Below are 25,875 nucleotides of genomic sequence, written 5' to 3'. Positions count from 1 at the left end.
CGCATACATTAAGCGCAAATGAAGGCAACCTCGCATGCCAAGGAGCCGAGATGAGCAATTGGGGTATGCAAAAGGCCGCTCTGGGAGAGCGCCTGACGGCCGGCCGGCGGCACGCGAAGGGAAAGATCGTCCCGCTCCCGAGCCTGCCCGTGTTTCTTGCGGCTGTGATCCGATCAGGCGACCGGGTGTGCCTGGAGGGCGACAACCAGAAGCAGGCCGACATCCTCGCCGCGGCGCTTGCGAACCTCGACCCCGCTGAGATCAGCGACCTGCACATGGTGCAGTCCGGCGTGGTCCTGCCCGCGCACCTCGATGTCTTCGAGAAGGGCATCGCGCGGCGGCTCGACTTTTCCTATTCGGGCCCGCAATCGGCGCGCATTGCGCGCATGCTGTTCGGCCGCAAGATCGAGCTCGGCGCGTCCATACCTATCTCGAGCTGTTCGCCCGCTACTTCATCGATCTCACGCCGAACGTCGCGCTGATCGCCGCGGTGAGCGCCGACAAGGACGGCAATCTCTATACGGGACCGAACACCGAAGACACGCCGACCGTCGTCGAGGCGACGAGTTACAAAAATGGTCTCGTGGTGGCGCAGGTCACCGAGATCGTCGACAAGGTGCCGCGCGTCGATATTCCCGGCGACCTCGTGCATTTCGTGGTCGAAGCCGGCAGGCCGTTCTACGTCGAGCCGCTCTTCACCCGCGACCCCGCCGCCATCACCGAGACCCAGATCCTGACGGCGATGCTCGCCATCAAGGGCATCTACGCGCCTTACGGCGTACGCCGGCTCAATCACGGCATCGGCTTCAACACCGCCGCGATCGAGCTGTTGCTGCCGACCTATGGCGAGAAGCTCGGCCTCAAGGGCAAGGTCTGCACCCACTTCGCGCTCAACCCGCATCCAACCCTCATTCCGGCGATCGAATCCGGCTGGGTCGACCAGATCCACTGCTTCGGGTCGGAAGTCGGCATGGAGGACTATGTCGCCGCGCGCTCCGACATCTTCTTCACCGGCCCCGACGGCTCGCTGCGGTCCAATCGCGCCTTCTGCCAAACGGCCGGCCTCTATGCCTGCGACATGTTCATCGGATCGACACTCCAGATCGATCTCGAGGGTCACAGCTCGACGGTGACGACGAGCCGCATCGCCGGGTTCGGCGGCGCACCCAACATGGGATCCGATCCACATGGCCGCCGCCACCCGAGCGAACCCTGGCTCAAGGCCGGCGCCGAAGCAGACCCTCACTCCAACGCCGCGCTGCGCCGCGGCCGCAAGCTGGTGGTGCAGATCGGCGAGACCTTCGGCGAGCGCAATGCCCCGCTCTTCGTCGAGCGGCTGGATGCGCTCGAGCTGGCGCGCGAGCTCAAGCTCGATCTGGCGCCGGTGATGGTCTACTCGGACGATGTCACCCACATCGTCACCGAGGAAGGCATCGCCAACCTCCTGATGTGCCGCAGCAAGGACGAGCGCGAGCAGGCGATCCGCGGCGTCGCCGGGTACACCGACATCGGACGCGCGCGCGATGCGAAGCTGGTCGAGCAGCTCAGGCAACGCGGCGTCATTCGTCGTCCCGAGGATCTCGGCATCGACCCGCTTGATGCCGACCGCCGCCTGCTGGCGGCCCGCTCGATCAAGGACCTCATGCTGGCCTCCGGCGGCCTCTACCGTCCGCCCAGCCGCTTCCGCAACTGGTGAGGAGTTTCGCATGGAAAAGCTCAGCTTCAGGCTGACCGCAGCCAGATCCGCCGGCGGCACCCGCGCGCAGGCGATCGTCGGCGTCGTCGCCTCCGGCAATCTCGAGGTGCTGCTGGAACGCGCCTCGCCGGCCGACATGTGCACGATCGACATCGCAACCGCAGCTCACGGTTTCGGCGCGGTGTGGGACGCCGTGGTCCGCGACTTCGTCGCCCGCCGCTCTGCCGGCGGCTTGCGCATCTCCATCAATGACGGCGGAGCCCGGCCGGACACGGTCGCGCTGCGCCTTGCGCAAGGCGTCCGCAAGATCGAGGAGCCGGAACGATGACACAGGTCGCAGCCAACACTATTTCGCTGAGCTGGTACGAGGCGAGCGCCCGGCAGCGCATCGACGCGCTGGTCGATGCCGGCAGCTTTGCCGAGTACATCGGCCCCGAGCTGCGCGAGATCAGCCCGCATCTTTCGATCTTCGACCTGCCGGAGCAGTTCGACGACGGCATCGTCGTCGGCCGTGGCCGCCTGGACGGATCGCCGGTGCTCGTTGCCGCGCAGGAGGGACGCTTCATGGGCGGCGCCTTCGGCGAAGTCCACGGCGCCAAGCTCACCGGCCTCCTGCGCGCGGCGCGTACGCTCAAGCACGACGTGCTGATCCTGTTCGACACCGGCGGCGTGCGGCTTCAGGAAGCCAATGCCGGCGAGCTCGCGATCGCAGAGATCATGCGCGCGGTGGTCGAGGCACGGCGCGCCGGCATCAACGTCGTCGGCCTGATCGGCGGACGTGCCGGCTGCTATGGCGGCGGCAGCCTGATCGCCGGCACCTGCTCGCGCCTGATCATCTCCGAGCAGGGCCGGCTCAGCGTCAGCGGCCCCGAAGTGATCGAGACCAACAGGGGCATCGAGGAGTTCGACTCGCGCGATCGCGCGCTGGTCTGGCGCACCATGGGCGGCAAGCACCGCTATCTCATCGGCGGAGCCGACACGTTCGTCGACGACGAGGCGCTGGCGTTTCGGCAGGCTGCGATCGACGCGCTCAAGATCAAGCGTGGCTGCGACGCCAGCGTACTCGCAGCCGAGCAGAATCGCCTGGAGCGGCGCCTGCAGCGTTTCGGTGAAGCCGAGGACGCCGTCGAGATCTGGCAGGCGCTTGGTATCGACGCGCCGACCGAGATCCCCGCGCTTCCGACCGACGCCTTTCTTCACGCGGCAGACACAAGGGAGAACGCCGATGACGCTCGATGACATCCTGGCCGGCCTGTTCCCGAACGGCCGAAAGATCGAAACGACCGGCGCGATGATCGCGGGAACGGCGACCCTGCCTGACGGCGGACTGATCCACGTGCTCGGCATCACGCAAGGACAGCCGCTCGGCGTGGACGAGGCGATCGCGCTCGCAGGGCGCGTGATCGAGATTATCAAATCTGGGGATCGCGCGCCGATCCTGGTCCTGGTGGATTCCGCCAGCCAGCGCATGAGCAAGCGCGACGAACTGCTCGGCCTCAGCGAATATTTGTCGCATCTCGCCAAGGTACTGCTGCTCGCGGAAGCGGAAGGACACCGCACCGTCGGCCTGCTCTACGGCGGCAGCGCGGCCGGTGCGTTCATCGCCACCGCTCTTGCCACCGGCACGCTGGTGGCGCTTCCCGGCGCGCATCCCGCCGTGATGGATCTGCCGTCGATGGCGCGGGTCACCAAGCTTCCGATAGAAGTGCTGAAGGCCAAGGCGGAAGCGACACCCGTTTTCGCGCCCGGGCTCGACAACATGGTCCGCACCGGCGGCATTCACGTCGTCTGGGACGAAACTGCGCCCCTGGCGCCGCAGCTTGCGGCCGTGCTGGCACAGCCTGCCGGACGGGACGAACGCAGCCGGCTCGGCGCGGAGCGGGGCGGACGTCGAAAGGCGGCCGAGATCGCCGATCGGGTCGTCGCACTCGCCGCGATATCGCAGCAAGGAGCGCAACATGGCTGAAGCGCTCGCGCGTCACACCATGGTGAAGGCCTCGGCCGCCGGATGGGCTGCCGTGATGAGCCGCCACCCCGAACTCGCCAGCGAGCCGATCATCGACGGCTGGGCGCGCGCCGACCGCCCCCTCATCGTTCGCCGGCCGGCTTGCAGCGATGCCGCCGGCATGATTCCGCTCGGCCTGCCGCTGCCGCCCAGCCACGGCAAACGGCGCATCGCGTTCGCGCTCGCACCCGGCGACATCATCGCATCGGCTCCGCCGCCATCCTTGGCCGATGCGGCCGCCGCGGCACCTGCGCGCTGGCGGGAGACGATCGGCCTGCTGCTCCAGCTTCTGCCGGAGACACGCACCTTCGGCAGCCTGGCCTGGCAGCATCTCACCGGCCTGCCCTATCTTTCCGACAGTTCGGACCTCGATCTGCTCTGGCCGCTGTCGTCAGCGAGGCAAGCCGACACTCTGCCGTCGGACATCGGCCGGATTGCGAACCAGGCGCCGATGCGGCTGGACGGTGAGATCGTTGGTCGCGCGGGAGGGGTCCAATGGCGCGAGCTCATCGGTGCTGACGACGATGAAGTCCTCGTGAAAGGCCCCGCCGGCGTCATCAGCACGACGCGCGCCGCGTTTCTGACGGGGAATCTGTCGTGACCGTCGCGCTGAGATGGCAATCGACACCTGCCAACGCGCCCGATGCGGCGCAGCTCGGTGATCTGGCGTCGCTTTGCTTGAAGCTCGAAGTCGAAACCCATCCGAAACCGGGGCTCGTCAGCCATGTCGACAATGGCGCGCACAGCGACATGGACGCCGGGCTCTTGTGCCGCAGCGCCGATACCTTGAGGCCATTCCTCCGTGATCTGGCGCTTGCCGGAGCCGAAGGCGCCGGCATGAGCCGGTTGCGCGCGATCGGGGTCGCCGCCGAGCGCGCCATGCTCGCGGAAACCGGAGGCGTCAACACGCATCGCGGCGCGATCTTCGGACTGGGTCTGCTCTGCGCCGCGGCCGGATATCGCGGCGCGCTCGGCATTCGCAAGTCGCTCGGCGATCTGGTGTCGCAGCGCTGGGGCGAAGATATCCTTTCGGGTCCCATATCCTTGCGCAGCCACGGCGCCATGGCCTCGCGGCGCTACGGTGCCGGCGGCGCCAGGGCGGAGGCGGCTTGCGGCTTCCCGTCGGTCTACGAGATCGCCCTGCCCGCCCTGCATGCTGCGCGAAAGCTCGCTCGTTGCGATGAGGAAGCGGTCCGCGTTCAGACCTGCATGACGCTCATCGCCGATGTCGCCGACACCAACCTCCTGCATCGCGGCGGAGCGGAGGGATTGCACTTCGCCCAAGCCAGCGCATCCGCATTTCTTGCCGCCGGAGGCGTTGGACGTCACGGCTGGCGCGAGCGAGCCATCGAGATTCATCAGGCATTCGTGGCACGCAATCTCAGTCCCGGCGGCTCGGCTGATCTGCTGGCCATGGCCCTCTTCGTCGACCGGCTGGACCCCTGATGCTTGCTCTGCTCTGCGGTGGACAAGGCACCCTCTCGGACAAGATCTTCGATCTGGCCGCCGGTCAGCCTGCCGCGGAGCCTGTTTTCGTCGCGGCAACCGCGCATCTTGGCGAGGATCCGCGGGAGTTCGTCCGGACGCACAGCGCAGACGAGCTGTCCGCCAACCATGTCAGCCAGATCCTGACCGTCACGTCGGCACTCGCGATCCATGCCTGCATTGCCGATCTCCTGACCGAACCTGCGGCCGTCACCGGCTACAGCGTCGGCGAGATGACCGCCTGGAGCATTGCAGGGATATGGACCGCCGATGAAGCCTTGCGATTGACGGCTGTTCGCGCGCGCCTGATGGACAGCGTCGCCGGCCCCGATGGCCGCCTCGGCTATGTCCGCGGGCTCGACCCGGCCGCGCTCGAACGCCTGCTCGGGAAGCATCGCTGCGAGATCGCGATCAGGAACCCCGATCGTCTCGTTGTCGTCGGAGGCGCCGAGCAGGACGTGATCGACCTCTGCGAGGAAGCGATACGACAAGGCGCCACGCGCACAGGTCTGCTCGCCGTGAGAATCGCCTCGCACACGCGGCAGCTCGAACAGGCCTGCCGCCCCCTTCAACTGGCGCTCGACGCCAGCACACGCTCCGCCATTGCAAGCCAGCGCGTCCTGCTCGCCGGAGGCGACGGCGAGCGCATCTTCTCCGCGAGCAACGCAACCGCAAAGCTCGCCCGGCAGGTGGCGCGCCCGATCGACTGGTCGGCGACGCTGGAAGCCCTTGCGGAGCTGGGCGTCAGCAGGGTGCTGGATCTCGGTCCGGGACACGCGCTCGCCGAGATGATGCAGGCCTTCCTTCCCTCCATCCGCTGCTACGCGGCGGACGGATTCCGCACGGTCGATGGCCTGCGAAACTGGATTGCGGCCGAATAGCCAATCGGCAGCGCGAGGCCGTTGGAATTACAGAATTGCTTTGGATATCGGGCTGTTGGAAGAGCCGGATGGTGCCCAGGGGCGGAATCGAACCACCGACACTGCGATTTTCAGTCGCATGCTCTACCAACTGAGCTACCTGGGCGTGCTGAGGGAAGGACCCAAAGAGAAGGTCAAGGCCCATCGAGCGGGCGGTTTATAGTGGGCTGAAGGCCGCCTGTCCACCCGGCTTCGCCTGAAGGCTACGCCGGGCGCGACCCGGCTGTGCACAAGGTGGGGTGGCGTTGCCGCGGCTGGCGTGCGGCACGCTGGAAGCTCAATTAAGTAATTGATATTGCTTTTCTATTCAACGTCATCCACCTCGTCGTCGCGGCCGGGAATGACGTAGGAGCCTTTCAGCCAGCGGTTCAGGTCGACGTCGCGGCAGCGCGAGGAGCAGAACGGGTGGGTGGCCTGCACGGCGGGCTTGCCGCAGATCGGGCAGGTTTTGAGCGGGCCGGTGGGCATTTTGACCTGGTCGTCCATGATGTCGGCAGCTTACACGGGGTGAAAACGTTCAAGAGCCTGTCCGCAAACAGGTTCCTCGGGCGGACGCGCAGGCATCGCGGCCCGGGTCCCGCGGGCCAATTCTACTGTGCATGGGGTTGTTTTCGAGATTTTTGTTAAGACCCGTCCGGCGCGGCATTCGCGCTCACACGGCGGTGGCGTTGAGCCAGCCGAAGCGGATCGGGAAGCCCTCGCCGCCGAGCAGCGTCGTGGTCTCGTAGAGCGGCAGGCCGACGACGTTGCTGTAGGACCCCACCATCTTCACCACGAAGGAGCCGGCGATACCCTGCACGGCGTAGCCGCCGGCTTTGCCGCGCCATTCGCCGGAGCCGATATAGGCCTGGATGTCGTCCTCCGACAGGCGCTTGAAGCGGACGCGGGTCTCGACCAGGCGCTGGCGGAAGGCCTCGCGCGGCGTGACGAGGCAGATCGCGGTATAGACGCGATGATTGCGGCCCGAGAGCAGCCGCAGGCACTGCGCCGCCTCGTCCACGAGATTGGCCTTGGGCAGGATGCGGCGGCCGACCGCCACCACCGTGTCGGCGGAGAGGATGAAGGCGCCGCGCAGTTCGTCGTCGAGCTGCACCGATTTCAGCGCCGCATCGGCCTTGGCCCTTGCGAGGCGATTGGCGCAGGCGCGCGGCAGCTCGCCCCGCTTCGGCGTCTCGTCGACGTCGGCCGGCCGGAGCGCATCCGGCTCGATGCCGGCCTGGTTGAGCAGCGACAGGCGCCGCGGCGAACCGGAGGCAAGTACGAATTTGGGGCGGCCAAGCATCAGGTGATTTGGGGATGAGGCAGGGGTGAATTGCGCGCGGAACCTATCGGAAGGGGGCTGATTTCACAACCCGGGAACCCGGACTTTGCTGATTCGAGGTGTCCGACATGCCTGTGCCTGCAGTCTGTGACGCGGGTGTTACGCCCGCCGGATGCTACCCGCTCGCTGCGCCCACTTTCGCGAAGCGCCGGCGGATGCGCAGCAGCAGCTGGTCGCAGACCTCGCGGTAGGCGGCGAGCTTCTGGTCGCGGCTGCCTTCGATGGTGGTGGGATCGTGGGTCGGCCAGTATTCGACGTCGGCGGCGAGCGTGCGGGTCAGCTCCAGCGCCTTGTGATGGGCCTCCGGCGACAGCGTGATGATGAGGTCGAAGTTCAGCCCCTCCCAGTCCTCCAGCTCCTCGAAGGTCTGCGGCCTGTGGACGGAGATGTCCTGGCCGAGCTCGGCCATCACGGCAACGGCGAAAGGATCGAGCTCGCCCTTCCTGGCGCCGGCCGACTTCACGTAGAGGCCCTGCGGAAACATGTGCCGCAGCAGGCTCTCGGCCATCGGCGAGCGCACGCTGTTCATCGCGCAGGCGAACAGCACCGATTGCGGATCGCGTGCGCGTGGGGGCGCAGCCATCCGCGCTTACCCCTTCCAGTGCAGAACAGTAATGAGCGTGAACAGCCGGCGCGAGGTCTCGAAGTCGACCCGCACCTTGCCCTTCAGCCGCTCCTGGAGCGTGCGCGATCCCTCGTCATGGATGCCGCGGCGGCCCATGTCGATGGCCTCGATCTTGTCCGGGGTCGCGGTGCGGATCGCCTGGTAATAGCTGTCGCAGATCATGAAATAGTCCTTCACGATCCCGCGGAACGGCCCCAGCGACAACAGATGCACGACCACGGGCGCGCCGTCCTCGCGGCGGATGTCGAACATCAGGCGGTTGCCGGTGATGCCGATATGCAGCGTGAACGGCCCCTTCCCGTCGGCGCCCTCCGGCGCGAACAGGTTCTGCTCGATCAGGTCGTAGATCGCAATCGCGCGCTCATGCTCGATGTCTGGCCCGGAACGGCCGATCGATTCCTCGTCGAGGGTGACCGCGACGATGCGATTGTTGGAGTCGTCCTGTTCGGGCGGCTTTGTCATGACAGATTGAGGCGCAATCCGATCGAGCGCGAATGGGCGTCCAGCCCTTCCGCCTTGCCAAGCGTCATCGCGGCAGGTCCCAGCGCACGAAGCTGATCCGGGCCGCATTTCAGGATCGAGGTGCGCTTCATGAAGTCGTGCACCGAGAGGCCCGAGGAGAACCGCGCCGAGCGCGCCGTCGGCAGCACGTGGTTGGAGCCGCCGACATAATCGCCGATCGCCTCCGGCGTATGCGCGCCGAGGAACACCGCGCCGGCATTGCGGATCTTTGCGGCGAGCGCGTCGGGATCGATCGTCATGATCTCGAGATGCTCGGCGGCAATCGCATCCGCAAGCGGGATGGCGTCGTTGAGATTCTTCACCATGATGATGGCGCCGAATTCGGCCCAGGAGGCGCTCGCGATTGCGGTGCGCGGCAGCGTCTTCAGCTGCGCCTCGACCGCCTTCTCGACATCGGCGGCAAGCCGTGCGGAATCGGTGATCAGGATCGATTGCGCGCTCGTGTCGTGCTCGGCCTGTGCGAGCAGGTCGGCGGCGATCCAGTCGGCATTGCCGGTGTCGTCGGCAATGACCAGCACCTCGGAGGGACCGGCGATCATGTCGATGCCGACCTTGCCGAACACCAGCCGTTTGGCTGCGGCGACATAGGCATTGCCGGGACCGACGATTTTTGCGACCGGCGCGATGGTGGCGGTGCCGTGCGCGAGCGCGGCGACGGCCTGCGCGCCGCCGACGCGGTAGATCTCGGTGACGCCGCCCAGCTTTGCCGCCGCCAGCACCAGCGGATTGAGCTTGCCGTCCGGCGAGGGCACCACCATCACGAGGCGCGAGACGCCGGCGACCTTCGCGGGCACCGCGTTCATCAGCACCGAGGACGGATAGGCGGCAGTTCCCCCGGGCACGTAGAGGCCGGCGGACTCGATCGCGGTATATCGCCAGCCGAGCTCGACGCCGAGCGGGTCGGTGAAGCGCTCGTCCTTCGGCAATTGGCGGCGATGATAGGTCTCGATGCGGTCGCGCGCGAGGCTCAAGGCATCCAGCGTCGCGGCATCGCAGGCCTTCACCGCAGCCTCGATCTCGGCGGCCGAGACGCGAAGGCCGGATGCGTCCAGTGTCAGCCGGTCGAACTTCGCCGTGGCCTCGAGCAGGGCCGCGTCGCCACGCCTCGCCACGTCGTCGACGATCGCGCGCGCGGCGGCTTCCACGTCGGCCGAGACCTCGCGCTTGGCGGCGAGGAAGGCCGCGAATCGCTGGTCAAAATCGGCGCTGCTGCGGTCGAGACGAACGGGCATGTCTGGCTTGGCTTCTGGCTGGTTTCTCGGGGCGATTGGCGCACCAGGTCCCCTGCTCAATGGCGCGACGGCCTCCCGCCGTCAACCCTTGGCAGACGTCGTCGTCGCCCATCGCCATCCTGCTTCGATGTCGTCCTGGCGAAAGCCAGAACCCACTACCCCAACTTGTTGTAATTGAAGCAGGATGTGGTTCCGGCCCACTCCATCACGACCACCGGTGGTAATGGGTCCTGGCTTTCGCCAGGACGACAGCAGGAGTGGGGTCATTCCCATTCCTCACCCCTCCGCTTCGATCCCCGTCCCCAGTTCGTCCGCCCCGAGATCGGTCAGCTCGCATTCGAGGCATTCGACATCGAGGCGGATGGCGCCGCCCTGGGCGAACAAGAGCAGGGCGCTGCCGCCGGGCTCCTCGTCGTGGCCGTCCTGGGGGTGAAACTCGATGCCGACGAGGTCCAGAACCTCGTCCGGGGCTCCGAGGTCGATGTTGCGCGATTTGCAGGCAAGCACGCGGTCGAAGCGGAGCGCGGCAACCAGCCGGCGCGGCTCGGTCTCGCCGTCCAGCGTCTGCTCCCAGTCCAGCCGGCTCATGCCCACCACCAGCCGCTTCTCGCTCTGCCGCCAGATGATGTCCGAGGCCTGCACCCGGGCATCCTGCACATGGGTGGAGATCACGGCGAGATCGTCGGCATCGAGCGCGATCAGTTTGAGCTGGGGCGACATCGCCGGCATTTCTCCTGGGGGGGCGGATACGGCCCAACGCGCGCGGCCGCGGAAATTTCCTTAGAACTAACGACCCGGCGGACTAGAGGCTATTGATATCCTCCATCTCCAGCACCTTGCGCGGATACCCCTCCCGGGCGACGCGGATCATGGCGCGGCCCATCTGCTCGGTGGAGGTGACGAGCCGCGGCGAAATCCGGCGCAGCACCGACCAGAGTGGCCAGGTTGCGGCGTACACGGCCTGCACCCAGGCGGTCTTGGAGCGGGCACCATGCAGGGGCTGGATCGCGCCGGGCCGGAACATGTAGGCGCCCTTGAACGGCAGCTTGAGCAGATCGTTTTCGGTCTTGCCCTTGACCCGCGCCCACATCCGCGAGCCCTGCTCGGTGGAGTCGGTGCGGGCGCCGGTGACATAGGTGAAAATCATCTGCGGATTGAGCCGCGCCAGCGTCGTCGCCGCGGCGAGCGTGAGGTCATAGGTGAGATGACGATAGCGCTCCTCGCTCATGCCGATCGAGGAGACGCCGAGGCAGAAGAAACAGGCGTCGAAGCCGGTCAGTTGAGACTCGATCGCCGAATAGTTCGTGAAATCGTCGTGGATGATCTCGGTGAGCTTGGCGTTGCGCACGCCGGTCGGACTGCGGCCGACCACGAGCACGCGGTCGATGCCGGCATCGACCAGGCACTCGCGCAAGACGCCCTGCCCGACCATGCCGGTCGCGCCAAAGATGATGACTTGCATCGGGACGTCCCCAACAGCGTCGCGGCTCATGCGGCGACCGCGATGTCGTCGAAGGATACACCGGTCAGCGTTGCCGAGACATCCCACAGCATGGCCGCCGCGGCGAAATCCTTGGCCCATGGCATGATCTTCGCCGGCGCTGGCGGCCCCTTCAATTCATAGAACCCGTTCGGACCGTAATAGCCGCCGGGCTCGGCCGCCGGCGAGGTCGCCGCGAACAGCGTGGGCAGCGCGCCCTCGGCGGCGGACTGGCTGATAAACGGCTGCAGCCAACGGCCGACGCGCCACTGGAGCGTATTGGCGCCCGGCCCGTTCGCAATGAGATCGGTCCGCGCGTAGCCGGGATGGGCGGCAACGCTGGTCACGCCCCAGCCGGCGGCGAGGCTGCGACGCTGCAATTCCAAGGCAAACATCAGCATCGCCAGCTTCGACTGGCAATAGGCCCGCCACGGACGATAGGAACGCTTGCCTTGCAGATCATCGAAATTGATCGCGCCGGAGCGGTGCGCGAGGCTCGAGAGATTGACGATTCGAGACGCTTTCGCCCGGCGAAGCCGCGGCAACAGGCGCGCCGTCAGCGCGTAATGGCCGAGATAGTTGGTACCGAGCTGCATCTCGAAGCCATCCTCGGTCTGCTGCCGTTTCGGCAGCGCCATCACGCCGGCATTGTTGACGAGGAGGTCGAGCTGCTCGTTGCCGGCGGCAAAGCGCTTGGCGAAATCGGCCACAGAGGACAGGCTGGCGAGGTCGAGATGCTCGTAGGCGATCAGCGCATTGGGAAACCGCTCGCAAATGCCCTCGATCGCCCGCAGGCCCTTTGCGTCGTTGCGTCCGGTGAGTATGACAATGGCACCGGCGCCCGCCAGCGCCATCGCCGTCTCGTAGCCGAGCCCGCCCGTCGCGCCGGTCACGACGGCGGTCCTGCCGCTGAGGGAGGGGATGTCTGCCGTGGTCCAGTCGGTCATGCCATAGCTCCAGGCTATCAGGGGGTGGAATAAGGCCCGCGACCGGTCTAAATGTGCACTAAGTGCAAATTTGCAAGAGGTGAAATAATTTGAAGACTTCGAAGCACGCTAGCAGACGCGCCAAGCCCTTGTCCTCCGGAGAAAAATCCCCGGCGGCGCCCGGCCTGCGCGAGCGCAAGCAGCAGCAGACCCGCGAGCGACTGAAGCGCGCGGCGATGGCGCTGTTCCTGGAGCGCGGCTTCGAGACCACGACTATCGACGACATCGCGGCCGCCGCCGATGTGTCGCGCCGCAGCTTCTTCCACTATTTCGCCTCGAAGGAGGACGTGGTCGCCGCCTGGCAGGAGGATGCCGCGGCGGCGCTGGTCTCCGAGATTCTCGCACGGCCTGCGGACGAATCCATGCTGACGGCGGCGGAGAATGCGATCGCCGCGGCGGTCAAGCGGATCGATCCGACCGAGGCGGCAGCGATGTCGCGGCTCAAGCGCGACAATCCCGCGCTCCACGCGCGCGACCAGCTCAAATACGAAAAGCTCGAGCGCGCGCTCGCGGACGGGCTCACGCAACGCTCCGGCCGCAAGTCGGACCGGCTGAAGGCCCGGCTCGTCGCCATGATCGCCACCGGCGCGATGCGCGTCGGCGGCGAGAGCTGGATCGGCGAAGGTGCGCGGGAGAAGCCGGAGGCTTTCGTGAAGCGCACGTTCGATGCGATCAGGGCGATATTGAAGTGATCGATTACCCTCCCCTGGAGGGGAGGGTAATCGCGGACTTACTCTTTGAAGAACGCCAGCAGGTCCGCGTTGATGGTCTCGGCATGCGTCGTCGGCATGCCGTGCGGGAAGCCCTTGTAGGTCTTCAGGATGCCCTTCTTGAGCAGCTTCGCGGACAACGGCGCGGAATCGGCGTAAGGCACGATCTGGTCGTCGTCGCCGTGCATCACCAGCACGGGCACGTTGATCTTCTTCAGATCCTCGGTGAAATCGGTCTGCGAGAACGCGACGATGCCGTCGTAATGCGCCTTGGCGCCGCCCATCATGCCCTGACGCCACCAGTTCTGGATCACCGCTTCCGACGGTTTGGCGCCGGGACGGTTGTAGCCGTAGAACGGGCCGGCGGCGATGTCGCGATAGAACGCCGAGCGGCCGGCGGCGAGTTGCACCTGGAAGTCGTCGAACACGCTCTTCGGCAGGCCGCCGGGATTGGCTGCGGTCTGCACCATCAGCGGCGGCACCGCGGAGAGGATCGCGGCCTTCGCCACCCGGCTCTCGCCATGGCGCGCGATGTAATGCACGACCTCGCCGCCGCCGGTGGAATGGCCGACGTGAATGGCATTCTTCAGGTCGAGATGCGCGGTGACCGCCGCAAGATCGTCCGCATAGTGATCCATGTCGTGGCCGTCTGCGACCTGCGACGAGTGGCCGTGACCGCGGCGGTCATGGGCAATGACGCGGTAGCCGCGCGCGACGAAGAACATCATCTGCGCGTCCCAGTCGTCCGACGACAGCGGCCAGCCATGGCTGAACACGATCGGCTGGCCCGAGCCCCAGTCCTTGAAAAAGATCTCGACGCCGTCTTTGGTGGTGATGGTGGGCATGGTGGGGCTCCTTCAGTGAGAATCATTCCGGGGCCCGCGAACCGCGAGCCGGCGACATCAAGATGGTTGCGCGATGTTCCAAGGGCGATGCCCCGCACCGCCCGAGACCACGAGAATCGTGCGATCAGGCAAACGCCATCGGCTTGAAGCGGCGCCAGGCGCCGATGGTCAGCACCACGAAGAACACCAGCACGATGCCCTGCACCACGGCGAACACCGGGCCGGACGGCGGCGCCGGCGGCACGGCGGGCGCGAGCGCGGCGAGCGCCGGCACCTTCAGGAACGACTGGATCACCAGCACGAAGACGTTGAAGTACAGCGAGATCATCGCGGTGACGATGTAGACCGGGCGCCAGACGCCCGCGAGCTTCATGCCGTAGAGCGCGATGCAGGCGATCGCGAGCAGCACCAGCGAAATGATGCCGATGATGTGCGAGGGCAACAGCTCCTTGAACGGAAACAGGAAGCCGGTCGCGCTGGTGAGGATCGTGAACAGCAGGAAGATCGCGGTGAGGCCCGGCATCGGCTTCGAGCCGAGCAGGCCGAACATCACGACGAGGCCGGCGACGATGGCGATCAGGCTTATGATGACATGGACCATCGTGAAGACGGGCAAGCTCAACCCAAGAACCATGACATCTCTCCTACTCTCTGCATTGAGATGGAGATTAGTATTACGCCCCTCATGAGATTGCCACATGCGTTGTCGTCACACGCATGGGCAAAGCCATGCGTCATCGTGCGAATCGACAAACGCATGGCTGAATTTTTTGCATCGCTGTCACAAACGACAGCAGGCTTCGACCCAAATTGAATCGATTGTTCACGCTTCCTTGGTGTCGAAGATCAAGAGGTCGGCACCGCCGCTCGCGAATTTCGGCACGTCGGCGCCTGTCGCCTTGCCTTCCGGACTGGCGAATGCCGCCTGAATGTCGGCCACGCTGTCGAAGGTGAGAATGGCGACGAGATGGATTCCGGAAGGACCTGCGGGAGATGCGACCGGCCCCTTGCTGACGGCGTATTTCTTCAGGCCGGGAAGCTTCTTGGCGAGCGGAATGTGGGTCTCGGCGTAGTACTTGTCGAAGGCCGCAGCATCCTTGGGTGTTTTGTAGAGCACGACGATTTCAGCCATTGAGTCCTCCCTTGGGAATCCTTGTTTTTCCACGCGCGATTGGCCTCGCGACCAGGCGATAGTCTGTGGGACGCAGCAAGATGGCAAGCCGGATTCGACTTGCCATTCCCTTGCCTTCTCCTTGACTAAAGCGCCGGTTTTGCGGCGTCGCCGAGATAGCCGTGCAGCGATGCGACGACTTGCGCGCCCTCGCCGATGGCGCCGCCGACGCGCTTGACCGAGCCGGAGCGGACGTCGCCGACGGCGTAGACGCCGGGCACGGAGGTCTCCAGCGGCGCCACGAGCCGGCCCTGGTTCTGCTCGGACTGCGCGCCCGTCACGACGAAGCCGCCGCGATCGAGCGTCACGCCGCAGCCGTCGAGCCAGCCGGTGGCGGGATCGGCGCCGACGAACAGAAAGAGATTGCGGATGTCGGCAGAATCCTCGTCGCTCGACAGCCGGCTCTTCCAGCGGATGCGCCGCAGCAGCGAGGCCTCGTCGCCCTCGAGCGCCGTGATCTCGGTGTTGAACATCAATTCGATGTTCGGCGTCGCTTCGATGCGCTCGATGAGATAGCGCGACATGCTGGCGCCCAGACCGCCGCCGCGGATGATCATCAGCACCTTCTTGGCGTGACCCGACAGGAACACGGCGGCCTGGCCCGCCGAATTGCCGGCGCCGACCAGGGCGACCTCCTCGCCGGCGCACAGCTTCGCCTCGACCGGAGAGGCCCAGTACCAGACGCCGCGGCCCTCGAACGTGTCGAGCTTTGCGATCTCCGGCCGGCGATAGCGCGCGCCGCTCGCGACCACCACCGCGCGCGAGCGCAATGTGTCGCCGCAATCCAGCGCGAGGGCGAAGGTGCCGCCACTGCGCGAACAGTCCAGCGACTTCACCGACATCGGGATCATGATCTCGGCGCCGAACTTCTGCGCCTGGGTGAAGGCGCGGCCGGCCAGGGCCTGCCCCGAGATGCCGGTCGGAAAGCCGAGATAGTTCTCGATGCGCGCGCTGGCGCCGGCCTGGCCGCCGAAGGCGCGGGTGTCGACGACCGCGACCGAGAGGCCTTCAGAGGCCGCGTAGACCGCGGTCGCTAGCCCTGCCGGCCCGCAGCCGACGATCGCGACGTCGTAGATCCGATCATCCTTCGCCCCGCCGATCATGCCGATGGCGCGCCCGAGCTCGATCTCGCTGGGATTGCGCAGCACGCTGCCGTCGGCGGTGACGACCAGCGGCCAATCCTCCGGCTTCGGCGAATAACGCGCGATCACCTCGGCCGCGTCGTGCTCGCTGTCGGCATCGAGCAGATGATGCGGCTGGCCGTTGCGGGTGAGGAAGCCCTGCAGGCGCACCACGCCGGCGGAGTTCGACGGCCCGATCAGCACCGGGCCACCGACGCCGCCCTGGATCAGGCTGACCCGGCGCAGGATCAGCGCGCGCATGATGCGCTCGCCGAGCTCGGCTTCGGCGACCAGCAGGGCGCGCAGCCGGTCCGGCGGGATCAGGACCACCTCGACATCGCCCTCGGCGCGTCCGTCGACCAGCGCCGGCCTCCCCGAGAGCTGGCCGAGTTCGGCCAGGAACTGGCCGGGTCCCTGGTCGATCACCGGGCTGACATGACCGAGCCCGTCGCGCTGGGTGATGGCGACGTGGCCCTTCAGGATGACGAACATGCCGGGTCCCGGCTTGCCGGTCTCGAACAGCAGCTCGCGATCCGAATAGGTGCGGAGCTCGCCGAAATGCCTGATGCGCTCGATCTCGGCCGATGTCAGCGCGGGAAAGGTCTGCTCGGGGCGCGTGAACCGCGACATCAGCGCCTCACGGTCGTTTCGTTGCTGTCCGTCTTGCCCCATTGCCACGTCGCTCAACTCCAAAAATTCCAGCCGCCGGATTTTAACCGCCGGTCTTGCCGGCGGCCCCCTCATTTAGGGATGCATCGTCATTCTGCGAGGGCTCGGCGCTTGCGGCGCGTTCGCGCGCCTGTAGCTTCCGCCGCTTCAGGTTTTCGCGCAGCGCCGATTTCAGCCGGTCGTCCCGGGACGCCCTCGCCGGCCTCGTGCTCTTGTCGTTCTCGTCAGCCATCACCGGTCCATTGCAGCGATCGGCGATAACATGCCCAATGAACGTGGCAGCTCAAGAGGCCCGCGCGATCCGATCGTGCGAAATTCCAAATGAGGCGAATCCGGCAGCCCGGCCAACTGGCCAGTTGGGTGGGGAAATCGGAACCCGAATCAACGGAAAGGCGGTCGTTTCGAGCCAAAACGGGCATTTTGGCCCCGATATCGGCCCGATTTTCTCGTCTTGGCAGGGCTTGCAAGCTTGCACAGGAGGGGGGCTTGTGGCAGATATCGGCCCGCTTGGTAGGCCCCTCGTGGCGGCCGATTCTAGATCCCAGCACATGCTGCCGTAGCTCAGTGGTAGAGCACTCCATTGGTAATGGAGAGGTCGACAGTTCAATCCTGTCTGGCAGCACCATTCATCCCATTGGCTGCGTTGATTTTATTGGAAATTCGGTCCTGAGTGCCACACAAGAGTGCCACACAGACCCATGGTTTCCCTGAAGTTCTCGATGTCCCAGCGTGCCGGCTCGACCGTTCCCCAATTCCGAATTCGTGTTCCCACCAAGATCGTCGACCGCCTACGCGGCAAGCGCGTGTTGCTCAGCATCAGCACGCCCGACGACTATCCATTCGTTCGGACGGTGACGATCGGAAGCGACGTAGCGTTTAGCCTCGGGACAGACGACAGGACTATCGCGGAGGCGCGACAGGCCAACGCTCTGGATCATCTTCGCCGGCTATTCGATCTGACAGAAGCGGCTCCGATCAGTCTCAGTCATAAAGACATGGTCGCGCTGAGCGGCGAGACGTACCGACTGTATCAGGAAATCCACCGCGATAACCCGGGCGAACCTGACGCATGGATGTATCACAAGGCGCTCAGTCGCGCGGCCCTCGAAGGTCGCATCAAGAACCCACCGCCAGCCGTGTTGATGCCGAACGAAGCGAACACCGCCCTTGAACTCTTCGGAACCGGTGATCTGACTACCGCAGTGAACGCCTTCCCGGCCGATCAGTACGACGCGCTGGAAGATCGGTTCGGGCTGCTCGCGGATTGGGTTCTGATCCGACAGCGCATCCACCTAAACCCGAATGATCGGCGACGCTTCCTGCGCCTTGTCGGAACGGCCAGCCTTGATGCCGGCTGGCAGCTCCGGCGCAACGCTGAAGGTGACTACAGCCCTGATCCGAAGGCGCAGCGCTTCCCACCCATCGAAAGCGTAGCAGCGATCAATCCGCGGCAGACGATCACCGGCCTGCTTGACCTGTGGTGGGCTGAAGCGAGAGCAACTGGCCGCAGTCGGACCACCTATGACACTTACAAGGGTGCGATCGATCGACTGGTCAAGCATCTCGGTCACGACGATGCTAACCGCGTGACCGAGCAGGACATGATTGCGTTCAAGGATGCCCGTCTGAAGGTTGTGACTGCCAAGACCCTGAAGGACGGTGATCTGCCGGGGATCAAATCCGTTTTTGGCTGGGCCGTAGACAATCGGAAGCTGACGAACAATCCGGCCGACGCAGTCAAGGTCAAGGCAGAAAAGAAAATCAGGACCCGACCGAAGGGCTTCACAGATCAGGAAGCCGGCGCGATCTTCGAGGCTTGCTGTTCATACTTGCAGAAGCCGAAAGAAGACCCGAGAACGGCCGCCGCCAAACGGTGGGCTCCCCTGATCGCCTGCTACACCGGCTGCCGGATTGCGGAGGCGTTACAGCTTCGGAAAGAGGATGTTCGCACCGAGTCAGGCCACCATGTTTTTGATCTCAATCCACTTGCTGGAAGCATCAAGACCGGGACTTACCGGCTGGTCCCCGTCCACCCACACCTGATCGAACTCGGGTTGTTGCGCTTCGTCGCTGACTCGGGAGACGGCCCGCTGTTCGCGAAAGGCAGCTACAAACGTGTTCTTGATTTTGTTCGGGCAGTTGTAACCGACGAACGGGTCCAGCCTAACCACGCATGGCGGCACCGCCTCAGTTCAGTCAGTCGTAACCTTGGTTTCGATCCGCGAGTCATCGATGCCATTCAGGGCCACGCGGCCCGAACATCCGGCGAAGATTATGGCGACGTGTCGGTGCTCGCCATGGCCAGAGTGATCAACGCCATTCCCCGGATTGCAGCAACGCCCCCGGCCTGAGGGCGTTGAGGGCCCGGATGGGCCAGTTATGGCTTACCCATAAGCGCCCAAGCGGGGCAGCGCCGATGTCTGCTCTACGCTCGACAGCGGCGGAATAGCGGACGTCCCGCAACCGGCGCTTTGGGCCAAAAGCGGCGAACCGAGGGTCAAAACAACTTTGACACCATCGCTTACCAGCGTCAGAATAGCGCATTGCCAAGACGTTCGCATTTACGATGGCGTTGACCTGGGCCGGATTCATGCGCAGGCGAGAATTCATAGCCGGATTGACTGCCGCGGTGGCTGTTGCGCCGGTGGGACTCGCGCGCGCTCAGACCCGTAACCCTGCGCCTCTCAAGCGCATCGCGCTGGTCCACCCTACCGAAAAGCCGGCAGGCATGACGATTGACGGCCGGCGCACCTTCAAAGCGTTCTTCACAGAGCTGAGGCGGCTCAGCTACGTCGAGGACAGCAATGTAATCATCGATCGCTTCTCCGGACTCGGGCACTCCAACCAGTCTGACGATCTTGTGGCCGAGGTGCTGGCGGTGAAGCCGGACGTGATAGTGGCACTTAGTGGATCGTTGGCGTTACGCTTCAAGCAGAAGACTGCAACAGTTCCTATCGTGGCCCCCAGTTCCGATCCGGTTGCGATTGGTCTCGTTGCAAGCATGGCCCGGCCAGGTGGCAATGTCACCGGCGCGAGTGTCGATGGCGGGTTCGATCTGTGGGGTAAGCGTGTGCAGCTTCTCTCCGAAATTGCTGGAGGACGAGTGACGAACGTCAGATTTCTACTCGCCGCGCCGGTCGATTGGTGGGAGAAATCGTCAGCGCACATTCAAGCCGATGCGAGGCGGGCCGGGATATCTATTGCGCCAATGTGGCTCGACCAACGCATCGATCGCGCCGCCTATGAGCGCGCTTATGCGACAATGATGAGCGACGGCGTCAACGGGGTCGTACTCTTCGATTCCGCCGAGCACATCACTAACCGCAAACTCATCGTTGATCTCGCAGTCGAGCACCGCCTTCCGGCAATTTATCCTTATCGGGAATTCGTCGAGGTGGGCGGGTTGCTGTCCTATGGTGTCGATCTCGCTGATGTGCTGCGTCGGCTGGCAGACATAACGGACAAAATCCTGAAGGGCGCACGGCCCGGCGACATCCCGATCAATCAGCAGGTGAAATTCGAGCTAGTCCTAAACAAGGCGACGGCCATCGCAGAAGGCATGACGCCGCCCGCAACGCTGATAGCTGCTGCTGATGAAATCATCGAATAGTGCATCGTTTGGTTTTGTGATCCTTACAATGTGGGGGCCTATGCCTGCTTTGGGTCAACCTGCGAAGAACTCAAGTTGAGCAAATCTGGTCCGCTCTGCCGCCATGAGCGGACCTCTGTCAGGCGCAGCGCAACTTCGCCGATGGGCCAGAGCCCAAGCTCACCACGCATCCGCCGCGGGGGCGCTGGCGATATGGCAAGGGAACTAGGCCAGTGGCCTCATCTGGCAACACGGACGTGCTAGGTCAGGAAGTACCGCGAGAGCCCCCGTCGATCTCCGCGGTCTCGATTGAAACCTCGCGGAATACCTGCCCGTCGATCAAGTGCATCAGGATGTCGGCTGCTGATCTCGCAGACGCCTGATGATCTCCACGGACTTTGAATAGGGCTGGCAAGATGAATTCGATCGCAGTCTCTACTGGATGGCTCTTCACGGTGATGCTTTCCTTTCAACGCGACCGAACGTCGATCGCGACTCGAACATGATCGATCGGCGTTTGCATTGGAATTTGTATTGACGCAAATGGCGAAAAAGTTGCCCGGCCCCGTGGGGCCGGGCTGTTGTCGTCAGGTGTACTCGCTCTCCGAGTCGTGAGCGCGCCAGTTCATTGACTCGTCAACGCGGCGCTGGACCAGCGTTGCGAGGGCTTCCGGGTCGTGGCTGTTGCCGTTGATATGGATCGCGACGTTACCGCCAGCACCGCCACCAAAGCCGCCCCTCATCGGGACTCCAGCTTGAGGCGCTGCGGGAACACTTTTGATTGCTTCGGCCGGCGACGGGACTTGGCCGATGGGATTGCCGCGACGGACCATCAGGTGTTTGTCTGCGTCGATCCAATGCTCGCGCACTGAGTCGCCATCGTTGCCGGCCAGCATCTTGATTTGCAGCCGGCCATTGTTCATGCGGGTCTCGCCGGTCGCGAGGCCTACGTGACCACCAGGCTGATTGTAACCGAGGCCGTGAGTCTGGAGCAGAACGTCATTGCGCTTGACGTCAGGCGGGCTGATCGCGGAGCCCCATTTCTGGAAGCTGTTCGCCACCGCGCTGCCCGTGCCGTTGCCTCCGGCCGCTTCCAACGCCTTGTTGACGAAGCGAGCACACCAAGCATTGGACTTGCCGCGTACGTCACCGCCAAGGGCTGCCGCCAACACTCGGTTGTCGGTGTACTCGTTCATGCCCTTGTACTTTTCGGCCCACGCAACGGCATCGCCGCCGCCGGCCGATCCACCACCGGAGAGCGCGTTCATCTGCTTGCGAACGCCTGCGGGCCATCCACCGTTCAAGCCACGGGGATCGTTCGCTGCGCCGACCGGGGCATAGCGCTCCCCCATCTTGTCGAGGTTACCGCCGGCCAGACGGTAGTTTTTTGCGACTACTTGGCCCGCCCGGCTGATGCCTGCATCGAGGCTGGCGAATTGCATCTTCTTCGCCATGCCGGTTGCCGGGTCCATCAGGCCAGCCACGTTGTTTCCTGACAGTACATGACCGTTGCCGGTTTCGTGTGCGATCACGCCGGCCAGCAGCGCAGGAGAGATGCGGTTGGCTCTGGCTGCCGCGACGATCTGATCGTACTTGCCAGCGAGCGGAGTACCGGCGAACTTCTTATCGAAGGCCGACCGGCTCATATCGTCAACGCTGCCACCTCCGCCGTTGAACGACGGGATGTTGCTGCGCTTGATGATGCCAGAAGACCCCACGCCGAAATTCGGAAGGATGCCGCCCGGCGTTACGTTCTTCCACAGAGCATCCGGGGTGCCGACTCCGCTGACGATCCTGTTCATGTCGGCGCTGATCGCCGTGCCGCCGCTCAGTCCGCCGCTGCCGTAAGTGCGTCCGCGGGAACTGAAGTCAGTGCTCATGAACGATGCGCGTTCGATCTTCCCACCGAGATTGTCCAGCTTTTTCCCGATGAAGCTCATCGGGTGAACGTCCGCCGGGTTGAAACCGTCGCCAGACTGCTTGTGGTACAGGTCTTTCTTGTGCTGGCGTTGCCGCTCTCGCCATTGGCTCGTCGTCTCTCCCGGCCGTTTCTTGGAGGCGTCCGGCATGCCGGTGTCGTTGTTCTCTGCCAAGAGCAAAGCGAGCGCGGCGGCCGTTCCGACGGGGTTACCGGCGGCGGCACCGAGTAAGGCCCGACCACCGAGCAGACCCGCGATGCGGCCGATGATGCCCACCAAGCCGCTGAACACGGCCATGACGGGGGCGAGCGTTCCGAGCGCGACGGACAAGGCAACAATCTGCCCGGTCAGCCTCCCCAGGACTTCAGCATTGTTGCCATCCTTGCCCATTGCGGCGGCGACGCCCTTCAGCAGGGTGGTGATGGTATCGAAGACTGACTTGAGCCCGCTCACGAAACCAGACGCAAAGCCGATGATCTTGTCCGCGTCGATGGAGGACAGTTTTGCGGCGATCCTGTCGAGTGCGTCGCTCATGTTCGCGACGCCAAAGGCTTTCTTCAGCCGCTCGACAAGGTCTCTAGACTTCTCCGCGATCCTGCCAGAGGTGAAGATGCCGGTATGTCGATCGAACCAATCGGACACCTCAATAAAGCTCTCCTCAATGCCGGTCCCGAATTTCTCCCATGCAAGACCAAAACTCTCCCTGATACGGTCCCAGCGCTTCCGAAGTGAGTTGAGTTTCGTGCGGGAGAACGCGGAAACCGCGTCGCTCTTCTGATCGATCTCCTTCAGTGTCTCCCGGATTTGGTCAGCAGCCTTGGCCATCTGTACCAGCTCATCGCGCCACTCCCGCATGCCGGCGAGGTTTGCGAATTTCGCCCGGTTCTGCTCAGACATGTTTCTCATCTTCGAGAACATATCCAACATGAACTCGGTGGGCGCCGACGCCATGCGTTGAGCCATCTGCGACCGGCCGCCGTACCCGATCATGCGTGCAGCCTGATCCAGATCTTTCGCCCGCTGCCCACGGGCGTTGCCGGCGTTTGCAAATTCGGAGGTCATGTAGCCGAGAAACGTACCGGCCTTGTTCGGCTGGAGGCCTGCCGAGATGCCCACCGACGTGAAGGCGCTCAGGTCGGTTTCCTTCATCTTCGTCGTGCTCAAGGCGGACAGGGCGCGCTTGTTCGCCTCTACCACCTCGTTCGGGTCTGCGGCGGTCGCGGCAGCGGCAACGGCTACCGAGGTCATCATTCGCGCTACGCGGGCAGGATCAGCGTTCCGGACGTTACCATAGAGAGCGGTGGCGGTCTTACCTGCCAGCTTCATCAGTTCGCCGATGTTCATTTCGAGCGCCGACGACGCTTCCAAGGCGTTCTCTGTGACCTTCTTTGCGGCCGTGGTATCGAAACCCTGCTTCAGCGCCTCGGTGTAGCTGTCCAGCACCGCGGCAGCTGACTCGCCGAACTTGATCGCGACCTGATCTGACCAGTCGCCACGCAGCCGCTTCACTTCAGCCTGCGACAGCCCGCCGAAGATTTGCGCCTTGGTCTCGGCGACGTCGGCTTCCATCCGTCGTTGGAAGGCGGATGCGACACCGGAGATGGTGATGCCGCCCGCTATGAGCGCGGTGGTTGGCGACGTGCCACGAGGGAGCGAGCCACGGCCGCTGGAGCTGGCACCACGACTAACGGCGCGTTGTTCAGCCTGCCGCCGATTGAAGGTCTGCCGGTCGAGGCGGTCCAGCTCACGGTGGAACGCCCGCGCGTCACGCAGGCTGTCTGCATAGGCCGACTTCCATTCAGTGCGATAGGTCGACGCAGCCTTCCGAGCGTCGTCGGTGATCTTCTGGAGGCCGGCTGAGACACTGTCGGGAAACAGCTTGGATGCTGAGATGCCGTTGATGGACTTGACTGCGGCCTCAAGCTTGCGGACGTTCCGGAGAAGTCCGACGATGACGGGGCTCGCGCCGTCGGTCGCGGTCAATGAGGCGTGTACACTGATGATCTCTGACATGTTTCTCTTGTTGTTGGCGCGTCGATCGCGCAGACGGTGACGATGGGGAAAAGTGCCTTTTGGAAAATGCGCGCTCATGGCGCGTGGAATGGTGACGCCCGATTATTTCGGGGGTGGGGGTCATGCGGATGCGTGAACCTCCCGCGGGTACATCGAAGGCCCCGGGATGGCCGTAAGTCCGCTTTTTGTTGGTGGCTGCGGAGCTGGCACCTCTCACCCGAGTCCCATGCCGCATAAAAAATCTCGGCTTCACCACTCCCGCGCTCGCGACCGCTGGGAAACCTTCGCTGCCGGTGGCAACAGGGATGATGCTGATGCCGATCGTGCAGGCGGTGGCAGCGTCCTGCCGTTCTGATTATCGTTGACCTCGATCAACGTGGCTTTGCCCTCACCGCTGACGCTGAGGCATGGAGCGCCAACCTCAGCCAGTCCAGACCAGAGCACTGCCGACGCAGGAGCCTGCGCCCTCGGAAGAGATGCTGCGAACGATCCAAGAGTATGCAGAGGACTTGCGAGCGATCATCAGGAAGCTCCGCCGCCTAAACTAGGGACGCCAGCGGCTTCTCTTGTTTCACATTCCATTCGCGCTCAAGGCCAGAGGGCGCAGCCGACGCAGCCGCACGAAAATTCTGCTTGCGATCATGTCTGGCCTGTCTGTATAAGATCAATATGTTCGATCTGATCTTATATTTGAGGTACTGAGATGACCGAAGCCAGCACAAAAGCTCCCCTGATCGGTTACGTCCGCGTCAGCACCGGTAAGCAGGCCAAGAGCGGGCTCGGCAAGGCGGCACAGGTCGCGGCAATCCAGCGTTTTGCGGAAGCGGAAGGATTCGAGATTATCGGCTGGCGCGAGGAGACCGAGACGGGCAAGGGTCATGATGCTCTGGAACGCCGGCCTCAACTGGCGGCTGCCCTTCGTGATGCACGTCGAGCCAAGGCGATGGTCTGCGTGGCGAAGCTGTGCCGGCTGTCACGCGATGTTGCCTTTGTGAGCGGCCTGATGGCTCAGCGGGTCTCGTTCGTGGTCGCTGAACTGGGGAAGGACGTCGACCCATTCATGCTGCACGTCTACGCCGCCCTCGCGGAGAAAGAGCGCAACATGATCGCTATGCGGACCCGAGAGGCCTTGCAGGCGAAGAAGGCCGGCGGAGCCAAGCTTGGCGGCCCCAAGCTGGCAGAGGCTCGCGTGGCAGCCATGGCGGCGAAGAAGGCAGAGGCAGACCGGTTCGCTGCAAATGTGCTTCCGAATATCGAGGCGGTGCGAAAGGCAGGTGCCAAGACCCTGCGGGAGATTGCGGAGGCGCTCAATGCAAAAGGCATTCACACGGCCAATGGCGGTGACTGGCACCCGACGACGGTCAAGAACATCCTAGACCGCGCGGCGTAGGATCATCGGAACGCCTTGCAGGCATCGCCGCTCAGGAACGTCCCGGACGGGCAGGCCTTGCCGGGGATCACTGGAAAGGCGTGCGGCGTGCCCCTGTGCAGCGCCTCACAGAAGTTGCCGAGGCCGACGTAGCCGGTAGGGCAAGCCCCTGTGCGTGGAATGCGCCCACGGCCATC

The 25,875-nt window shown here is 64.5% G+C and carries 24 protein-coding genes, 2 tRNA genes and 1 pseudogene; 12 read left to right on the top strand and 15 right to left on the bottom strand.

Features of this window, described 5'->3' with window-relative positions; translation table 11 throughout:
- The first annotated feature begins 50 nt into the window (after positions 1–50).
- The 7 genes and pseudogenes from mdcA (at position 51) to EI171_RS09140 (ending at position 6,067) form a co-directional block, all read left to right on the top strand.
- Positions 51–1,696: pseudogene (gene mdcA, locus EI171_RS09170) on the top strand (malonate decarboxylase subunit alpha).
- Positions 1,697–1,706: 10 nt separating this feature from the next.
- Entirely contained in the window at positions 1,707–2,024 is a 318-nt protein-coding gene (gene mdcC, locus EI171_RS09165; protein ID WP_028173631.1) for a malonate decarboxylase acyl carrier protein, read from the top strand.
- Positions 2,021–2,935 (top strand): biotin-independent malonate decarboxylase subunit beta, encoded by a 915-nt coding sequence (locus EI171_RS09160; protein WP_161533166.1) that lies wholly within the window; start codon positions 2,021–2,023, stop codon positions 2,933–2,935. The genes mdcC and EI171_RS09160 overlap by 4 nt, the downstream gene beginning before the upstream one ends.
- Positions 2,922–3,662, top strand: a complete 741-nt coding sequence (gene mdcE, locus EI171_RS09155; RefSeq protein WP_161533165.1) for a biotin-independent malonate decarboxylase subunit gamma — start codon at positions 2,922–2,924, stop codon at positions 3,660–3,662. The genes EI171_RS09160 and mdcE overlap by 14 nt, the downstream gene beginning before the upstream one ends.
- Complete coding sequence (mdcG, locus tag EI171_RS09150; RefSeq protein ID WP_161533164.1) at positions 3,655–4,302, top strand: malonate decarboxylase holo-[acyl-carrier-protein] synthase; 648 nt, start codon at positions 3,655–3,657, stop codon at positions 4,300–4,302. The genes mdcE and mdcG overlap by 8 nt, the downstream gene beginning before the upstream one ends.
- A complete protein-coding gene (gene mdcB, locus EI171_RS09145) occupies positions 4,299–5,147 on the top strand; it encodes a triphosphoribosyl-dephospho-CoA synthase MdcB (protein WP_161533163.1) in 849 nt (282 codons plus the stop codon). Before mdcG ends, mdcB begins: the two co-directional genes overlap by 4 nt.
- The gene (locus EI171_RS09140; protein WP_011084089.1) at positions 5,147–6,067 is read left to right on the top strand and encodes an acyltransferase domain-containing protein; all 921 of its coding nucleotides are present in this window, start codon (positions 5,147–5,149) and stop codon (positions 6,065–6,067) included. Before mdcB ends, EI171_RS09140 begins: the two co-directional genes overlap by 1 nt.
- Before the next feature lie 69 nt (positions 6,068–6,136).
- On the opposite strand, the gene EI171_RS09135 is transcribed toward EI171_RS09140, so the two are convergent.
- From EI171_RS09135 to EI171_RS09095, 9 genes are all read right to left on the bottom strand, one after another.
- Positions 6,137–6,212, bottom strand: a tRNA-Phe gene (locus EI171_RS09135).
- A gap of 197 nt (positions 6,213–6,409) precedes the next feature.
- Positions 6,410–6,592 (bottom strand): DNA gyrase inhibitor YacG, encoded by a 183-nt coding sequence (yacG, locus tag EI171_RS09130; protein ID WP_011084078.1) that lies wholly within the window; start codon positions 6,590–6,592, stop codon positions 6,410–6,412.
- A 166-nt stretch (positions 6,593–6,758) separates the two neighbouring features.
- Positions 6,759–7,388, bottom strand: a complete 630-nt coding sequence (locus tag EI171_RS09125; RefSeq protein ID WP_011084077.1) for a Maf-like protein — start codon at positions 7,386–7,388, stop codon at positions 6,759–6,761.
- Between the two features lie 154 nt (positions 7,389–7,542).
- A complete protein-coding gene (locus EI171_RS09120; protein ID WP_161533162.1) occupies positions 7,543–8,010 on the bottom strand; it encodes a low molecular weight phosphatase family protein in 468 nt (155 codons plus the stop codon).
- 6 nt (positions 8,011–8,016) lie between these two features.
- Entirely contained in the window at positions 8,017–8,514 is a 498-nt protein-coding gene (locus EI171_RS09115) for a UPF0262 family protein (RefSeq protein WP_011084075.1), read from the bottom strand.
- On the bottom strand, positions 8,511–9,806 hold the full coding sequence (gene hisD / locus EI171_RS09110; protein ID WP_161533161.1) for a histidinol dehydrogenase: 1,296 nt from the start codon (positions 9,804–9,806) through the stop codon (positions 8,511–8,513). Before hisD ends, EI171_RS09115 begins: the two co-directional genes overlap by 4 nt.
- A 276-nt stretch (positions 9,807–10,082) precedes the next feature.
- Positions 10,083–10,526: a DUF2948 family protein gene (locus tag EI171_RS09105; protein ID WP_028173638.1), complete on the bottom strand. Its 444-nt coding sequence runs from the start codon at positions 10,524–10,526 to the stop codon at positions 10,083–10,085.
- An 82-nt stretch (positions 10,527–10,608) separates the two neighbouring features.
- Complete coding sequence (locus EI171_RS09100; protein ID WP_028173639.1) at positions 10,609–11,268, bottom strand: NAD-dependent epimerase/dehydratase family protein; 660 nt, start codon at positions 11,266–11,268, stop codon at positions 10,609–10,611.
- A 26-nt stretch (positions 11,269–11,294) separates the two neighbouring features.
- Entirely contained in the window at positions 11,295–12,233 is a 939-nt protein-coding gene (locus tag EI171_RS09095) for an SDR family oxidoreductase (RefSeq protein ID WP_161533160.1), read from the bottom strand.
- 89 nt (positions 12,234–12,322) lie between these two features.
- Here EI171_RS09095 and EI171_RS09090 point away from each other — a divergent pair, with 89 nt between their 5' ends.
- Positions 12,323–12,964 carry a TetR/AcrR family transcriptional regulator gene (locus tag EI171_RS09090; protein WP_161533159.1) on the top strand — a complete coding sequence of 214 codons (642 nt, stop codon included), beginning with the start codon at positions 12,323–12,325 and terminating at the stop codon, positions 12,962–12,964.
- A 38-nt stretch (positions 12,965–13,002) separates the two neighbouring features.
- On the opposite strand, the gene EI171_RS09085 is transcribed toward EI171_RS09090, so the two are convergent.
- From EI171_RS09085 to EI171_RS09065, 5 genes are all read right to left on the bottom strand, one after another.
- Positions 13,003–13,827 (bottom strand): alpha/beta fold hydrolase, encoded by an 825-nt coding sequence (locus EI171_RS09085; RefSeq protein ID WP_161533158.1) that lies wholly within the window; start codon positions 13,825–13,827, stop codon positions 13,003–13,005.
- 124 nt (positions 13,828–13,951) lie between these two features.
- Positions 13,952–14,461, bottom strand: a complete 510-nt coding sequence (locus EI171_RS09080) for a hypothetical protein (protein WP_060909319.1) — start codon at positions 14,459–14,461, stop codon at positions 13,952–13,954.
- A 189-nt stretch (positions 14,462–14,650) separates the two neighbouring features.
- Positions 14,651–14,959 carry an EthD family reductase gene (locus tag EI171_RS09075; RefSeq protein WP_028173644.1) on the bottom strand — a complete coding sequence of 103 codons (309 nt, stop codon included), beginning with the start codon at positions 14,957–14,959 and terminating at the stop codon, positions 14,651–14,653.
- A gap of 125 nt (positions 14,960–15,084) precedes the next feature.
- Positions 15,085–16,791 (bottom strand): FAD-dependent oxidoreductase, encoded by a 1,707-nt coding sequence (locus tag EI171_RS09070; protein ID WP_161536947.1) that lies wholly within the window; start codon positions 16,789–16,791, stop codon positions 15,085–15,087.
- A gap of 40 nt (positions 16,792–16,831) precedes the next feature.
- Entirely contained in the window at positions 16,832–17,020 is a 189-nt protein-coding gene (locus EI171_RS09065) for a hypothetical protein (protein WP_161533157.1), read from the bottom strand.
- A 318-nt stretch (positions 17,021–17,338) separates the two neighbouring features.
- Here EI171_RS09065 and EI171_RS09060 point away from each other — a divergent pair.
- The 3 genes from EI171_RS09060 to EI171_RS09050 all read left to right on the top strand — a co-directional run bounded on the left by EI171_RS09060 (position 17,339) and on the right by EI171_RS09050 (position 20,398).
- Positions 17,339–17,413: transfer RNA gene (locus EI171_RS09060), tRNA-Thr, on the top strand.
- Between the two features lie 94 nt (positions 17,414–17,507).
- A complete protein-coding gene (locus tag EI171_RS09055) occupies positions 17,508–19,139 on the top strand; it encodes a tyrosine-type recombinase/integrase (RefSeq protein WP_161533156.1) in 1,632 nt (543 codons plus the stop codon).
- 215 nt (positions 19,140–19,354) lie between these two features.
- Positions 19,355–20,398 carry an ABC transporter substrate-binding protein gene (locus tag EI171_RS09050; RefSeq protein WP_161533155.1) on the top strand — a complete coding sequence of 348 codons (1,044 nt, stop codon included), beginning with the start codon at positions 19,355–19,357 and terminating at the stop codon, positions 20,396–20,398.
- 566 nt (positions 20,399–20,964) lie between these two features.
- Here the strand turns inward: EI171_RS09050 and EI171_RS09045 are convergent.
- Positions 20,965–24,309 carry a phage tail tape measure protein gene (locus EI171_RS09045; RefSeq protein WP_161533154.1) on the bottom strand — a complete coding sequence of 1,115 codons (3,345 nt, stop codon included), beginning with the start codon at positions 24,307–24,309 and terminating at the stop codon, positions 20,965–20,967.
- A gap of 703 nt (positions 24,310–25,012) precedes the next feature.
- Between EI171_RS09045 and EI171_RS09040 the strand changes: the two genes are divergently transcribed.
- Positions 25,013–25,699, top strand: a complete 687-nt coding sequence (locus tag EI171_RS09040; protein WP_161533153.1) for a recombinase family protein — start codon at positions 25,013–25,015, stop codon at positions 25,697–25,699.
- Positions 25,700–25,875: the final 176 nt, after the last annotated feature.

The sequence above is a fragment of the Bradyrhizobium sp. LCT2 genome, from assembly GCF_009931255.1.
In the GTDB taxonomy this organism is placed as follows: domain Bacteria; phylum Pseudomonadota; class Alphaproteobacteria; order Rhizobiales; family Xanthobacteraceae; genus Bradyrhizobium; species Bradyrhizobium diazoefficiens.
The sequence above is the reverse complement of the archived record's forward strand: the minus strand, read 5'-3'. Positions and strand labels throughout refer to the sequence as shown.